Genomic DNA, 14,440 nt, shown 5'->3' with positions numbered 1-14,440 from the left:
AATCTGGCCGGGTAGGGCCAAGGTGGCAGGGCTACACTGCGCCGCCCCTCCGCCGCCGCTTGCGTTCAGCCGCGCAGGCGCTTTCTCTCTCCTGCCGGATTCGTTGTCATGACTCATTTCTCGCGTCGCCGGGGCCTTCAGGCCGGCGCTTTGGCCCTGGTGTCCGCCACCTCCCTGGGCTTGTCAGCCGGGGCCATCGCGGCCGCCGCTGCTACTGCGGGTTCCCCCACCGGCGCACCCATCCAGGTCGCGCTGATCGAAAGCCTTTCCGGCCCCTTTGCCAATACCGGCGAGGCTGTCTTTCGCAACGTGCTGTGGGCGACTGAGCGCGTGAACGCGCGTGGCGGCGTGCCGCAGCCGGGCGGTGCGCGGCCGCTGGTCGTCACGCGCTACGACAGCAAGGGCCAGAACGAAGAGGCCCTGTCGGCTCTGCGTGCGGCCATCGACGACGGCGCGCGCTTCGTCATGCAGGGCAATTCGTCGGCCACGGCCGCTGTGCTTATCGACGCCATCGGCAAGCACAACGACCGCGACCCGGCCCGGCGCGTGGTGTTCCTCAACTACTCGGCGGTCGACCCCATCCTGACCAACGAGAAATGCAGCTTCTGGCACTTTCGCTTCGACGCGCATGCCGACATGCGCATGGCCGCGCTGATGGAAGTGATCCGCGAAGACAAGGCACTGCAGAACGCCTACCTGATCGGGCAGGACTACAGCTTCGGCCAGGCCGTGCTGCGCGAGGCCAAAACGCAGCTGGCCGCCCAGCGTCCCGACGTGGCCATCGTCGGCGACGAACTGCACCCCGTGGGCCGCGTGAAGGACTTCGCACCCTACGCCGTGAAGATCAAGGCCAGCGGCGCCCAGGCCGTCATCACCGGCAACTGGGGCAACGATTTGACCCTGCTGGTCAAGGCCGCGCGCGAGGTCGGCTACGACGGCATGTTCTACACCTTCTACGGCAACGCGCTGGGCGCCCCAGCCGCGCTGGGCGACGCCGGCGTGGGCAAGGTGGTCGCTGTGGCCGACTGGCTGCCCAACATGCCCACGAAGGAAAGTGAAGCGTTCTACCGCTCGTTCCGCGAGCGCTTTCCGCGCGCTGCCGACGACTATGTGCACATGCGCATGCAGCTGATGGTGGAGACGCTGGCGCAGTCCATCGAGCGCGCCGGCAGTGTCGATGCATTGGCCGTTGCAAGGCAAATGGAATCGGCCCAGGTACAACTGGCCGGCCAGTCCGGCCGCATGCGCGCGGCAGACCACCAGTTTCAGCAGGGACTGGTTGTTGGCCTGATGGATAGGAAGGGCGCGCCGGGCGTGCCGTTCGATGTGGAAGGCTCGGGCTACGGCTTCAGGGTGGTACGGCGGATTGCGGCGGAAAAAGCGGAGCAGCCGCACAGCTGCCGCATGCAGCGGCCATGAGACCGCGACACCCGCTGCGATCTATCTGCGCGGCCAGGTAGGTGTCTGCGGCGGAACCTGCCGCAGCCGCTTTTCCATCCAGCGCTTAAACAGCCACTGGCCCACCACCAACGCCGCACCCACTGCCACTTGGCCGGGCGGCGGAAAGTCCGCGTGGCGGGCGGTGGTGGCAGCAGGCAGCATCGACGTCAGCCGGCCTGAGCCTGAGGCCTGCTTGCCATCAGCGCCTGTTTCTGCCAATTCACCAGCCATCGCGGCGCCCCCTTGCCGCGATGGGTTTTCCGAGGCCACTGTCGGCTTCAACCGGTGCGACCCATATTCCGTCGCATACACCTTGGTGAACTCGGCCCCCAGCAAAAAGATCTGCGCCGCGTAATACACCCAGATCAGGATCACGGCGATGGAGCCCGCTGCCGCGTAGGTCGAGCTGATGCCCGCCTTGCCCACGTACAGCCCGATCAGCACCTTGCCCAGCTCGAACAGCACTCCGGTGACCACTGCGCCCACCCACACATCGCTCCAGGCGATCTTGGTGGAGGGCATGAATTTGAAGATCATGGCGAACAGCACCGTTTCCACGGCCAGTGAGATGGCGGTGTTGAGCACGAACAGCACGATGTCCCAGCCGGGCAGCAGGGACGAGAAGTAGGTGCCGATGGCCGCCATGGCGGCGCTCACCGTAAGTGACGCCATCAGCAAGAACGCCAGCCCCAAAATCAACCCGAAGGAAAGAAAGCGGGCGCGCAACAGGCCCCACAGTCCGCTGGGCTTGGCTTTTTCCGGCACGTGCCAGATGCGATCGAGCGCGCTCTGGATTTCCGCGAACACGGTGGTGGCGCCGACGACCAGCAGGGCGATGCTCAGGCCCGTAGCCACCACGCCCTCGGTGGGTTCGCGTGCGCTGCTGATCAGGCCCTGGATCGCCTGCGCGCCGTCTGCGCCCACCAGGCCGGAGATCTGGCCTTGCAGCGACCCGCGCACGGCTTCGTCGCCGAACACGTAGCCCGCGATGGCGATCACGATCACCAGCAGGGGGGCGATGGAGAACGCGGTGTAGTAGGAAATGGCGGCCCCCATGCTGGGCGCGTAATCGTCGACCCAGGCACTGATGGATTTCCTGGCGATGGCGTAGATGGTGGATGGCTTCATGGACAGGGCGGTGCGGCAGACGGGTAGACACTGTTTCTAACGACGGTTCTCGCGCACGGGTGTAGGCGTGCACGATGCGCGGGCGTCGGCGTGCCATGAAGCGCTGCGGGCTATGCAAAGGCTTGCAGCCCCTGCAGGCCGGGCTGCGCACTCGTCCAACGGGCAGTCAACCGCGGCAGCGGCCCCACCCAACACTCGGGCAGCAGTGCGCGGATGACTTTTCTTGTGGGCTTTGCGCACATCTGCTACAGAATGAAGCACTTAGCTCAGAACTCGGCTCCGGTCGGGCACCCCATGAAACCCAGGTTCCGGTTTTATCTTTTGCCCACCGTGCTGCTGGCGACGTTCCTCGTCGTGATTACGCTGATGACGGTAACGATTGCAGTGGCGCGTTTCGAGACCGTGAGCGAAGAAAGCGCCCGCAGCGTGTTTTCACTGATCGCGCAGCGCAACGTGGACCAGTTGTCCGAGGTGGTGGTGGGGGACGCCAGCCGCTGGGTCGGCAGCCAGGCGGGGCTGCCCATCCGATCGAGTGATCTGCACGATGCCACGCGGGTTGGCGTGCTGACGGCGGCCATGGTCACCGCGTTGCGTATCCATCCCTTCAGCTACAGCTACTACGTGGGCTTTGACACGCAGGAATTTCTACAGGTGATTGGCGTGGGTACCGACACGCGCCTGCGCCAGTCGCTGGGCGCGCCGGAGGGTACGGTGCATGCCGTGCGCCTGACGCTGGCGTCGGCTGCCCAGCCGAATGAGCGCACCGAGGCGTGGCAGTTTCTGGCGGCGGATGGCGCGCTGCTCGGCGCCGTCTCGCAGCCTGCCGTGTACGCGCCGCGCAGCCGCCCCTGGTATGGGACCGCCCAGGCCGAGGCGGGCCTGCAGATGACCGACCCTTATGTGTACGAGTCCTCGCAGGCGCTCGGCCTTACCCTGTCGCAGGCGCTCGCGCAGGGCGGTGGCGTGGTCGGGGCCGACATCACCTTAAGCGGGCTGGCCAGCTTCGCGGCGTCGTCCCTGGCCGGGCGCGCGGGCGGCATCGCCGTGACCGACCGCACCGGCCGCGTGCTGGCAGCGCAGACGGCGGGTGGCCTCATCAGCACCCCGCCGGTGCGCGAAGGCGGCCTGGGCACGCAGGCCGACCCCCTGCTGTCGACCGCAGCGGCTTTCTACACTGACACAGGCAGCCGCATCGTGGCGGTGGAAGGCGCCAAGTACGCCTATGCCACGCGGGCTGTGCAGGTCACACCCCACAACGCCCTGCACGTCGTCGCCTTCGCGCCCATGAGCCCTTACGTGGGGCTGATTCGCCGCGCACGCGACGACATCCTGTTGTCCAGCCTGGTGCTGTTGTGCATCTTTTTGCCGCTGGCGTATGTTGCATCGCGCAGGGTGGCCGACACGCTGGGCGCCCTGACCGCGGAGTCGGAGCGCATCCAGCAACTCGATTTCACCGAGGGCCCGCCCGTGCACTCGCTGTTCTATGAGCTCGACCTGCTCGGCCAGGCCCAGCACACCATGAAGCGAACCCTGAGCGAGCGCGACCAGCAGCTGCAGGCTGCGCACGGGCGCCTGGAACGGCTGGTGGACAGCGGCGTGCAGCTGCCGGCGTGCCAGTCGCAGGACGAGGTGGTGCAGCACTCGCTGGCCAGCGCGCTGGACCTGGCGGGCGCGCAAGGCGGGCAGTTCTGGCTGGCCAGCGGGCCGGGCGCCCTGCAATTGGCGGCCGAGCAGGGCGTGTGGAGCGAGCCGGACGACATCAGCGCCGAAGACCTGGTGAACCGCGTGCACGGCCAACGCGTGGGAGCGGACTGTTTGACGCGCCGTGCCGGCGTGGACATGCACGTGGTGGCCGTGCCGGTGCTGGCGCGGGAAGACCGGTGCCTGGGCGTGCTGGTGCTGCAGGTGCTTCCCGGGGCTGAGCCGAAAGCCGAGGCCGAGCAAGCGGTACCGGACGACACGCTGGTGCGCTATGCGCAGACGCTGGCCTCGCAGGCCGGCATCGCGCTGGAAAACCAGTCGCTGCTGCGCAGCCAGCGCGAGCTGATGGAGTCGCTGATCCAGCTGGTGGCCAGCGCCATTGATGCCAAGAGCGCCTACACCGGCGGGCATTGCGCGCGTGTGCCTGAACTGGCGCGCATGCTGGCGCAAGAGGCGTGCCGTATCGAGTCCGGCCCGTTGGCCGATTTCCGTTTCGAGACAGAGGACGAATGGCGCGAGTTCCGCATCGGCACCTGGCTGCACGACTGCGGCAAGGTCACAACGCCAGAACATGTGGTGGACAAGGCCACCAAGCTGGAAACCATCTACAACCGCATCCACGAGATCCGCACGCGCTTCGAGGTGCTGCGGCGCGATGCGCAGATCGACATGCTGCGCCAGCGTCTGGCAGGCGTCGATGAGGCTGCGGCGCAAGCGCGCTTTGACGCGCGCTGCCAGCAACTGCAGGACGACTTTGCGTTCGTCGCGGTGTGCAACATCGGCACGGAGAGCATGGCGCCGGGCTACCGCGACCGGCTGCTGGAAATTGGCCGGCAGACCTGGCTGCGCTATTTCGACGACGGGCTGGGCCTGTCGCACGGCGAAGAGGCGCGGTTGGCGCAAACGCCGCGCGCGCCGCTGCCGGCTGTGGAGCCGCTGTTGGCGGACAAGCCGCACCACGTCATTCCGCGCACCGATCATGAAAGGCACGACCCGCGTTACGGCTTCAACATGGAGGTGCCCGAGCATCTGTACCACTTCGGCGAGCTGCACAACCTGCTGATCGAATACGGCACGCTGACCGCGGAGGAGCGCTACAAGGTCAACGACCACATCGTGCAGACCATCGTGTTGCTGGATCAGCTGCCTCTGCCGGCCAACCTGCACCGGGTGCCGGAATACGCCGGCACGCACCATGAAACGTTGATCGGCACCGGCTACCCGCGCGGCTTGAGTGGCGACCAACTGTCGGTTCCGGCCCGCATCATGGTGATTGCCGATGTGTTCGAGGCCCTGACCGCCTCCGACCGGCCCTACAAGAAGGCCAAGCCGCTGTCGGAAGCCCTGCGCATTCTGGCCAAGCTGAAGGCCAAAAAGCATATCGACGCCGATCTGGTGGACCTGTTCCTCACCTCGGGCGTGTACCTGGAATACGCCCGCCGCTTCCTGTCGCCCGATCAGATCGACACGGTCGACATCGAGCCGTATTTGGGCTGAGGAGGACGGCGGCCGTCAGCGGGCCCGCGCGGCGGCCACCTCGCGGCCGAGGGCATCGACGGCCAGCGCGTAGTAGCTCGACCAGTTGTAGCGGGTGATGGCGTAGAAGTTTTCCGTACCGATGACGTAGGTGGGCGTGTCGCCGCCGTTCTGCAATTCGACCAGCGCCAGCGGCCCGGTGTGCGATGCGCCGGCGCCCAGCGGCGTGGCGCCCAGCTCGGCCATGCGCGTGGCGGTGAAGGTGGGCAAGATGTCTGGCGCCAACAGCGTGGGCAGTTGCAGCCGGTCAGAGTCGAAGCGCACGTCAAACCACACGGGCATGCCGGTCGTCCAGCCGTGGCCCTTGAAGTAGTTGGCGACCGAGCCGATGGCGTCGGCCGGGCTGTTCCACAGGTCGATACGGCCGTCGCCGTCGTAGTCGACCGCGTACCGCACCCAGCTGGAGGGCATGAATTGCCCCAAGCCCATGGCGCCGGCGTAGCTGCCGCGCGGGGTGAACGGGTCGACGCCGGTGCGGTCCATCAGGCTCAGGAACTGTTCCAGCTCGCCCCGAAAGAACGCCACCCGGTCGGCCGCGCGCGGGTGGGCCGAGGGAAAGTCGAACGACAGAGTGGCGAGTGCGTCCATCACGCGAAAGCTGCCCATCTGCTGGCCGTAGATGGTCTCCACGCCGATGATGCCGACGATGGTTTCGGCCGGCACGCCGTATTCCTGTTCGGCCCGCGCCAGGGTGTCGGCGTTGTCCTGCCAGAAGCGCACGCCGGCGCGGATGCGGATGGGCTCGACGAAGCGGCTGCGGTACACGCGCCAATTCTTGGCGGTGCCGCCGGGCGCGGGCAGCATGAGCTTGGGCACCTGCGGCAGCAGCCGTGCCTGGCCGATGGCCTGGCGCACCCATTCGCGGTCGAGGTTGCGGCGCGCGGCGATGTCGTCGGCCAGCGCCATGGCATCGGTGCGCGTGGCGTAGAACACGGGCGCTGCGGCCGGCTGCGCGGTGGCCTTTTTCTTGGGGTTTGAATGATTTTGGGCTGTAGCGCTTATGGATAAAGCGCAGGCAGCTATAAAAAGCGTAGCAATCTTGAAAGAGGCAGTCATTCGGCGATCAGGCGGCTATCAGGCGGCGGTCAAGGGGTGGCGCGGCGCAGCGGGTGGCCAGGGCAGGGTGCGGTAGTCGCGTTGAAGGCCCGCCAGCACATCGGCAGGGCGGGCGGCATAGCGCACGTGTTCCATGCGCAGCAGCCAATCGGCGATGGCGCTGGCCGGCGTGCCGAAGCGGGCGCGAACCTGCTCGGCCATGGCGCGCGGCGGCAGGTGGGCGGGCAAGTCGAGCCCGGCGCGGGCCAGCCGGGTGCGGGCGCGGGCCAGCAGGCGCAGCCAGGGGTCGTGCTGGCTGCGGTCCCACCAGGTCCAGGCCACGCCGGCCAGCGCCACGGCGGCGACGACGCCCGCCAGCACGCGGCCCAGGTCCTGCCAGCTGGGCGATTCGACACCCAGGGCGCGCAGCAGGTCGAGCTGGCGGCCCTGCGTGTAGTTCAGCACCCACTGGTTCCAGCGGTTGTTGACGGCCTCCCATGCGGCGCGCAGGTTCTGCGCGAAGCCGGGGGCGATGACGGCGTCCAGGGCGGTGCCGAAGGCGCCCCGCGGCGCCTGCAGGCGCTGGAAGGCGCCGACCCGGCCGGGCGAGACGGCGCCGGTCGGGTCCACGCGCACCCAGCCGCGGCCTTCCTGCCAGACCTCGGCCCAGGCGTGGGCGTCGCTCTGGCGCACCGTCCAGTAGTTGTCAAAGCCGTTGATCTCGCCGCCCTGGTAGCCGGTGACGATGCGCGCGGGCACGTCCAGCGCACGCATCAGCACGACGAAGGCGGAGGCGATGTGTTCGCAAAAGCCCGCCTTGGCGTCGAACCAGAATTCGTCGGCCGTGTGCTCGCCGTAAACACCCGGCTCCAGCGTGTAGGTGTAGCCGCCGGTGCGCAGGCGGTTCAGGGCGTCATCGATGAACGCCTGCGGGCCGCCGGCGGCCAGGGCCGGGTCGGCGCGCATCTGGGCGGCCAGTGCCAGCGTGCGCGGGTTCAGGCCGGCGGGCAGTTGTACGTAGGGCTGCATCTGGCGCGTGCGCTGCTGCGGGCCGTGCGTGAAGGCGATGTGGCTTGTCGCGCGGTAACGCAGCACCTCGGTGATGGCGCGGTTGGCCATCCAGTTCAGCTCGGCCGTCATGAACGCGCGGGTGCCTGCGGGCAGCTCGGGGCGCTCTTCGGCGGCGTCCAGCGTCAGCAGCCAGGGCTGGCGGTTGGGCTCCAGCGTGACTTCGTAGCGCAGCGGCTCGCCCTGCACCTGCAGCTGGGCGGGCGGGGGCGATGCGGGCATGACGCCCGGCATGCGCGGCTGCATCAGCGACGACCAGTCGCGCCCGTCGAACACGGTGAGCACCGGGCCGCGAAAGTACAGGTCGCGCTGCGGCGGCGGCCGCCCGCCCGGCGTGTCGAAGTTCACGCGCAGCGCCACGCCTTCGTCCAGCACCAGCTCGGCGATGTTGCCGATGCGCATCTCGCCCGACAGCCCGCTGCGCCCACGGGTTTCGTCGGCCGGCATGCCCCACAACGGCGCCATGCGCGGGAACAGCAGAAACAGCACCAGCATGACCGGCGCGCCCAGCAGCGCCATGCGCCCGGCCATGCGCATCGACTGCGCCAGCGGCGGGCGCCCCACCGGCAGGTGCGCGTTGACCAGCGCCGTCAACAGGCCCAGCAGCGCGACCAGCATGGCAGCGGCGGTGACCAGCGACTGCGAGAAGAAGAAGTTGCTGAGCATCGTGAAGAAGCCCAGAAAGAAGATGACCATCGCGTCGCGACGCGCGCGCAGTTCCAGCGTCTTGAGCGCCAACAGCACCACGACCAGGGTGACGCCCGCTTCACGCCCGATGACCGTGCGGTGGCTGAACAGCGTCAACCCCACAGCCAGCGCCAGCAGCGCGCCCACCACCCATCGGCCCGGCAGCGGCCGGCCCTGCCAGGCGAGCCAGCCGCGCCAGGCCAGCAGGGCGGCGGCCAGGCCGGTGGTCCAGGCCGGCAGATGCGCCACCTGCGGTGCGATCACCCAGGCCACGACGACCAGCAGGAAGAGGGTGTCGCGGGTGTCGCGCGGCAGGCTGGCAAGGGTCTGGCGCAGGCTCATGAATGCGATTCCTGCTGGCAATCTGCTAATTTGCTATAAAAATAATAGCTGCTCGCGCTTATGTAATAAGCGCTGGAGGCCAATTTGACCATTATTCTTGAGTGGGTCACGACAGGGCCAATGCCTCCAGGCAGCGGCGGCGGTGGGCGGCGCCGGTGTCGGGCGCCACTTCCACGCCCGGCAGGCGCAGGCCGTATTCCACGCCCAGCCGGTCGGCCTGCAGCACCCAGGCGGCCAGGCGAGACAGGCGCGCCTCAGGGTCGTTCAAACTGGTGACGGCCGGGTCCAGCCACAGCTCTTGCCGCTGCGCCTGTTGTGCGTCGCGGCTGACCAGGTCGTCCGTGCCGGTGGCCAGCGACTTGGCCGCTTTCTTCCACACCACCAGCTTGAGCGGGTCGCCGCGCCGGTAAGCCCGCACGCCGTCGAATTCGCCAATGCCCTGCGTGGGCGCGCTGCCGGCGCCGCCCGCGCGCGGCTCGCCTGCGGGCAGGGGCGGAGGCGGCACCTCGGGCTGTGGATAGACCAGCACCTGCGCGGCCGGCCGCCAGATCGTCCAGACGCGGAAGGTGCCCAGCGGAAAGCGGGTTTCCGCCGTCAGCGCGGGCACGTCGTGCAGGCCGCGCCGCTCGGGGCGGAAGGCGATGTGCACGGTGGCGCGGCCGGCGGCGGGCACGTCGGTCCACACCCAGTGGCCGCTGCCGTGCACCGCCACGCCAATGCCATGGCGCGGCGTGCTGCGCTCGCTGGTCAGTTGCACCTCGAAGGCAGCGCTGGTGCCCAGAAAGTGCGGCTCGGGCGCCACCAGGTGCAGCGTCAGCCCGCTCAGCGTGCCGTGGCAGATGTACATGCCGGCGACGGCACTGCCGGCCAGCAGGAAGGTGAGCAGGTACCCTAAATTCAGCTGGAAGTTGATCGACGCGACCAGCAGCACCAGCAGCGTGAGGGCCAGCATCCAGCCCGCGCCGGTCGGCAGGATGTAGACCTGGCGCTGCGTGAGCGTGACCGTGTCCTTGCGCGGCAGGCGCGACTGCCACCAGCGTTGCCAGCGGCGGGCGATGGGCGCCAGCGGGTCGAAGCGGCGCTGGCGCTCGGCGGGGGCATGGGCGGCCGTAGCGCCGGGTGGCGCGAGGGGGCCCGAAGGTGCGGCTTCCAGCGGGGGCGGCATGGCGAAGGCGGTTTCGGTCAGGGCCGGTCAGGGCAGCGGCACGGCATCGACCATGGCGCGCACCTGCTCGACCGCGCCGCGCCCTGCATCGCCCACCGGCACCAGCCGGTGCGCCACGGTCTGCGGCAGGATGGCCTGCACGTCGTCCGGCGCTACGTAGTCGCGCCCGGCGATCAGCGCCTGCGCCTTGGCCGCGCGCATCAGCGCAATGCCGGCGCGCGGCGACAGGCCCTGCAGGAACCAGCGGCCCGAACGGGTGGCGGCGATCAGCTCCTGCACATAGTTCAGCAGCGGCTCGGAGGCATGCACGGCCAGCACCTGCTGCTGCAGTGCCGCCAGTTCCTCCTGCGACAGCAAGGGCAGCAGCGTGTCGACCATCTCGCGCCGGTCGGCGCCGGCCAGCAGCAGGCGCTCGGCCGCGCGGTCGGGGTAGCCGATGGAGATGCGCATCAAAAACCGGTCCAGCTGCGATTCGGGCAGCGCGAATGTGCCCAGCTGGTCGTGCGGGTTCTGCGTGGCGATCACGAAGAACGGGTGGGGCAGGGGGCGTGTCTCGCCTTCGACCGACACCTGCTTTTCTTCCATGGCTTCGAGCAGCGCGCTCTGCGTCTTGGGGCTGGCGCGGTTGATTTCGTCGGCCAGCAGCACCTGCGCGAAGACCGGGCCCGGGTGGAACACGAACGACTCCTTGCCGCGCTCGTAAACCGACACGCCCGTCAGGTCGCTGGGCATCAGGTCGGCGGTGAACTGCACGCGTGAAAACTGCAGCCCGAAGGTGCGCGACAGGGCGTGGGCCAGGGTGGTCTTGCCCACGCCGGGCACGTCTTCGATCAGCAAGTGGCCGCCCGCCAAAAGGCAGGCCACGCAGTCCTGGATCTGGGCCTTTTTGCCCACGATCACCGTGTTAAGCTGATTCAAAAGCGACTGGATCTTGGGCTGTGCTTGCATGGCGCTGACGTTATCCGAAAAAAGAACCGGGACAAGGCAATGACTGTGGGCAAAACGGGCTATTTCACTCACCGCGATTGCTGGAGGCATGAAATGGGCCCCGGGCATCCCGAATGCCCCGCGCGGCTGGACGCCATCGAAGACCGCTTGCTGGTCACCGGCGTGGCCGACGCGCTGGAACGTTACGAGGCGCCCCAGGCGTCTCTGACCGACATCGAACTGGCGCACGACCGCATGTATGTGGCCTCGCTGCGCGGCCTGACCGACGGGCTCATCGAAGAGCAGCAGGCCGGCGGCCCGGCCTACGCGCAGATCGACACCGACACCTCCATCAACGCGCACACCTGGGCCGCATCGCTGCGCGCCGCCGGTGCCGCGCTGGCCGCCACCGACGCGGTGATGGCCGGCGACATCGAGAACGCCTTTTGCAGCGTGCGCCCGCCCGGCCACCACGCCACGCGCAACAAGGCCATGGGCTTTTGCTTCTTCAACAACGTGGCCGTGGCCGCCCGCTATGCGCTGGAGCGCTACCAGCTCAAACGCGTGGCGGTGGTCGACTTCGACGTGCACCACGGCAACGGCACCGAAGACATCCTGGCCGGCGACCCGCGCGCGTTGATGGTCAGCATCTTCCAGCACCCCTTCTACCCCTACAGCGGTGACACCGACCCCGCCCCCAACATGCTCAACGTGCCCGTGCCGGCCTACACCAAGGGCATGGATGTGCGCGAGATCATCGAGATGATGTGGATGCCGCGGCTGGAGGCCTTCCGACCCGAGATGATCTTCGTGTCGGCCGGCTTCGATGCCCACCGCGAGGACGACATGGGCCAGCTGGGCCTGACCGAGCAGGACTACACCTGGATCACCCAGCGCATCAAGGATGTCGCCCGGCGCTTCAGCAAAGGCCGCATCGTGTCGTGTCTGGAAGGCGGCTACATGATGGACCCGCTGGCGCGCAGCGTGGAAGCGCACATCCGCGTGCTAGCGGATCTGTAAGCGCCTGATCTTTGAACTGTTTGGTTTCAACCCGCACCGAATGACTGTGACCCCTGACGACTCTTCCCGCGCCCCGCTGCGCACCGAGCGCGACGCCCGCGGCGTCGTCACCCTCATGCTGGACGACCCGGCGCGCCTGAACGCCCTGGGCGAAGGCATGATCGCCGCGCTGCAGCAGGCGCTGGACTCCGTGGCGCGCGACGACAGCGCGCGCGTGGTGGTGCTGGCCGCGGCCGGCAACGCCTTCTGCGCGGGCCATGACCTCAAGGCCATGGCGGCGCTGCCCGATCAGGCCGCCTATCAAAAGCTCTTCGCCCAATGCAGCCGCATGATGCTGGCCATCTACCGCCTGCCCGTGCCGGTGATCGCCCGCGTGCAGGGGCTTGCCACGGCGGCGGGCTGCCAGCTGGTGGCGCAGTGCGATCTGGCCGTGGCGAGCGAGGCTGCCCGTTTTGCCACCAGCGGCATCCATTACGGCCTGTTCTGTGCCACGCCCAGCGTGCCGCTGGTGCGCAACGTGCCCGCCAAGCAGGCCATGGAGATGCTGCTGACCGGCGACTTCATCGACGCCCGCACGGCGCAGGCGCAGGGCTTGGTCAACCGCGTCGTGCCGGCCGAGGCGCTGGACGCGGAGGTGGAATCGCTCGTGCGCTCCATCCTCGAGAAGCCGCGCGCCGCCATCGAGCTGGGCAAGGCGCTGGTCTACCAGCAGCGTGAACTGGGCATGGACGCGGCGTACCAGTTGGCCGGCCAGACCATGGCGCTCAACATGATGGACGAGGCCGCGCAGGAAGGCGCCCGCGCTTTCGCCGAAAAGCGCGCGCCGAAATGGAAGGGCGCCGCGTAATGGAGTTGCTGAACGGACTGCTGCGCGACTTCAACAACGCCAGCACCTGGCTGGAGCTGGCCGTTCTGGCGGTCTGCGTGGCCGCGGCTTTTCTGATCAGCCGCACCGTGGGGCGCCAGCAGCCACCCGATTCGGTATGGTTTGGGCGCCGCACGTTCGACGGGCTGATGTTTCCGCTGCTGGCGCTGGCGCTGGTGTACGCCGCGCGCGTGGGAGTGGGGCATTACCAGCCGGTCTTCTTGCTGCGGGTGGCGGTGCCGGTGCTCACCTCGCTGGTGCTGATCCGCTTCTTCGCGCGGGTGCTGGCCATGGCGTTCCCGCGTTCGTCGCTGATGCGGCTGGTCGAGCGCATCGTGTCCTGGGTGGCGTGGGGCGTGGCGGTGCTGTGGATCATCGGCCTGCTGCCGGTCGTGCGCGAAGAGCTCGCCGGCATCCACATCGCCTTCGGCAAGACCGACACCAACTTGCTGATGCTGCTGCAGGGCGTGCTGTCGGCCGCGCTGGTGTTGGTGGCTGCACTCTGGGTGTCGTCGACGTTCGAGCGGCGCGTGCTGAGCAACGCCGTCACGGACCTGTCCATGCGCAAGGTGGCGGTGAACGCCACACGCGCGCTGCTGCTGCTCATCGGCATGCTGTTCGCGCTCTCGGCCATCGGTGTTGACCTGACGGCGCTGTCGGTGCTGGGCGGCGCGGTCGGCGTGGGGCTGGGCTTTGGGCTGCAAAAGCTGGCTTCCAACTACGTGAGCGGCTTCGTCATCTTGCTGGAACGGTCGCTGCGCATCGGCGACAACGTGCGCGTGGACGGCTTCGAGGGCCGCATCACCGACATCAAGACGCGCTACACGCTCATCCGCGCGGGCAGCGGGCGCGAGTCCATCGTGCCCAACGAAACGCTGATCACCCAGCGCGTCGAAAACCTCTCGGACGCAGACCGCAAGTTCAACGTTACCACCAACATCGTTGTGGGCTACGACAGCGACGTGGCGCAGGTGCAGCAGATTCTCTGCAGCGCAGCCGCTGCGCAGGCGCGGGTCTTGAAGGAGCCCGAGCCGGTGGCGTATCTGGTCAACTTCGCGCCCGACGGGCTGGAGTTCAGCCTGAACTTCTGGATCAGCGACCCGTCGGCGGGCTCGGTCAACCTGCGCTCGGCCATCAACATCGCCATTCTCGATGGCCTGCGCGCTGCTGGCATCGACATTCCGTACCCGCAGCGCGTGGTGCAGATCAAGGAACCGAGCGCCCCGGCGCCTGAGCCGCAAGCGACAGTCTGAGCCGCTGCTGGCGGGGCTATAATTCTGAAAAAGCACGATCGTTCTTTTTCGAGCTCCTGCTGCCGGCAATGCCGCTCTGGCGAATGCTCCAAAGAGCCGGCCATAGAATGAACCGGTTTACGTAACGTCAATTCAACCATCAAGAATGAAGGAGCCGCAGCAATGAAGGTTTTGGTCCCGGTCAAGCGCGTGGTGGACTACAACGTGAAAGTCCGAGTGAAGTCGGACGGCACGGGCGTAGACATCGCCAACGTCAAGATGAGCATGAACCCC

10 protein-coding genes and 1 pseudogene are annotated in these 14,440 nt (G+C 68.0%); 6 read left to right on the top strand and 5 right to left on the bottom strand.

The window, feature by feature from the left end:
* The first annotated feature begins 108 nt into the window (after window positions 1-108).
* Window positions 109-1,419: a branched-chain amino acid ABC transporter substrate-binding protein gene (locus RQI28_RS19160; protein WP_311224261.1), complete on the top strand. Its 1,311-nt coding sequence runs from the start codon at window positions 109-111 to the stop codon at window positions 1,417-1,419.
* Between the two features lie 21 nt (window positions 1,420-1,440).
* Here the strand turns inward: RQI28_RS19160 and RQI28_RS19155 are convergent, their stop codons facing one another.
* Entirely contained in the window at window positions 1,441-2,568 is a 1,128-nt protein-coding gene (locus RQI28_RS19155; RefSeq protein WP_311224262.1) for a YihY/virulence factor BrkB family protein, read from the bottom strand.
* 294 nt (window positions 2,569-2,862) lie between these two features.
* Here RQI28_RS19155 and RQI28_RS19150 point away from each other — a divergent pair, with 294 nt between their 5' ends.
* Window positions 2,863-5,766, top strand: coding sequence for an HD domain-containing phosphohydrolase (locus RQI28_RS19150; protein WP_311224263.1), 2,904 nt, complete (start codon window positions 2,863-2,865; stop codon window positions 5,764-5,766).
* A gap of 15 nt (window positions 5,767-5,781) precedes the next feature.
* On the opposite strand, the gene mltB is transcribed toward RQI28_RS19150, so the two are convergent.
* From mltB to RQI28_RS19130, 4 genes are all read right to left on the bottom strand, one after another.
* A complete protein-coding gene (gene mltB / locus RQI28_RS19145; protein ID WP_311224264.1) occupies window positions 5,782-6,861 on the bottom strand; it encodes a lytic murein transglycosylase B in 1,080 nt (359 codons plus the stop codon).
* An 18-nt stretch (window positions 6,862-6,879) separates the two neighbouring features.
* Window positions 6,880-8,937 (bottom strand): DUF3488 and transglutaminase-like domain-containing protein, encoded by a 2,058-nt coding sequence (locus RQI28_RS19140; protein WP_311224265.1) that lies wholly within the window; start codon window positions 8,935-8,937, stop codon window positions 6,880-6,882.
* Between the two features lie 106 nt (window positions 8,938-9,043).
* Window positions 9,044-10,102, bottom strand: a complete 1,059-nt coding sequence (locus RQI28_RS19135) for a DUF58 domain-containing protein (protein ID WP_311224266.1) — start codon at window positions 10,100-10,102, stop codon at window positions 9,044-9,046.
* Between the two features lie 27 nt (window positions 10,103-10,129).
* A complete protein-coding gene (locus RQI28_RS19130) occupies window positions 10,130-11,050 on the bottom strand; it encodes a MoxR family ATPase (RefSeq protein WP_311224267.1) in 921 nt (306 codons plus the stop codon).
* A 39-nt stretch (window positions 11,051-11,089) separates the two neighbouring features.
* Between RQI28_RS19130 and RQI28_RS19125 the strand changes: the two genes are divergently transcribed.
* The 4 genes and pseudogenes from RQI28_RS19125 to RQI28_RS19110 form a co-directional block, all read left to right on the top strand.
* A complete protein-coding gene (locus RQI28_RS19125) occupies window positions 11,090-12,049 on the top strand; it encodes a histone deacetylase family protein (RefSeq protein ID WP_311224268.1) in 960 nt (319 codons plus the stop codon).
* A gap of 40 nt (window positions 12,050-12,089) precedes the next feature.
* Window positions 12,090-12,896 carry an enoyl-CoA hydratase gene (locus RQI28_RS19120; RefSeq protein ID WP_311224269.1) on the top strand — a complete coding sequence of 269 codons (807 nt, stop codon included), beginning with the start codon at window positions 12,090-12,092 and terminating at the stop codon, window positions 12,894-12,896.
* The gene (locus tag RQI28_RS19115) at window positions 12,896-14,167 is read left to right on the top strand and encodes a mechanosensitive ion channel domain-containing protein (RefSeq protein WP_311224270.1); all 1,272 of its coding nucleotides are present in this window, start codon (window positions 12,896-12,898) and stop codon (window positions 14,165-14,167) included. Before RQI28_RS19120 ends, RQI28_RS19115 begins: the two co-directional genes overlap by 1 nt.
* 162 nt (window positions 14,168-14,329) lie before the next feature.
* A pseudogene (locus tag RQI28_RS19110) lies at window positions 14,330-14,440 on the top strand (electron transfer flavoprotein subunit beta/FixA family protein); the annotation flags it as partial.

Source organism: Acidovorax sp. WCS2018Noco2-16 (genome assembly GCF_031843945.1).
Classification (GTDB): Bacteria; Pseudomonadota; Gammaproteobacteria; order Burkholderiales; family Burkholderiaceae_C; genus Paracidovorax.
Note: the sequence above shows the minus strand (reverse complement) of the source record. Positions and strands in the feature narration are given on the sequence as shown.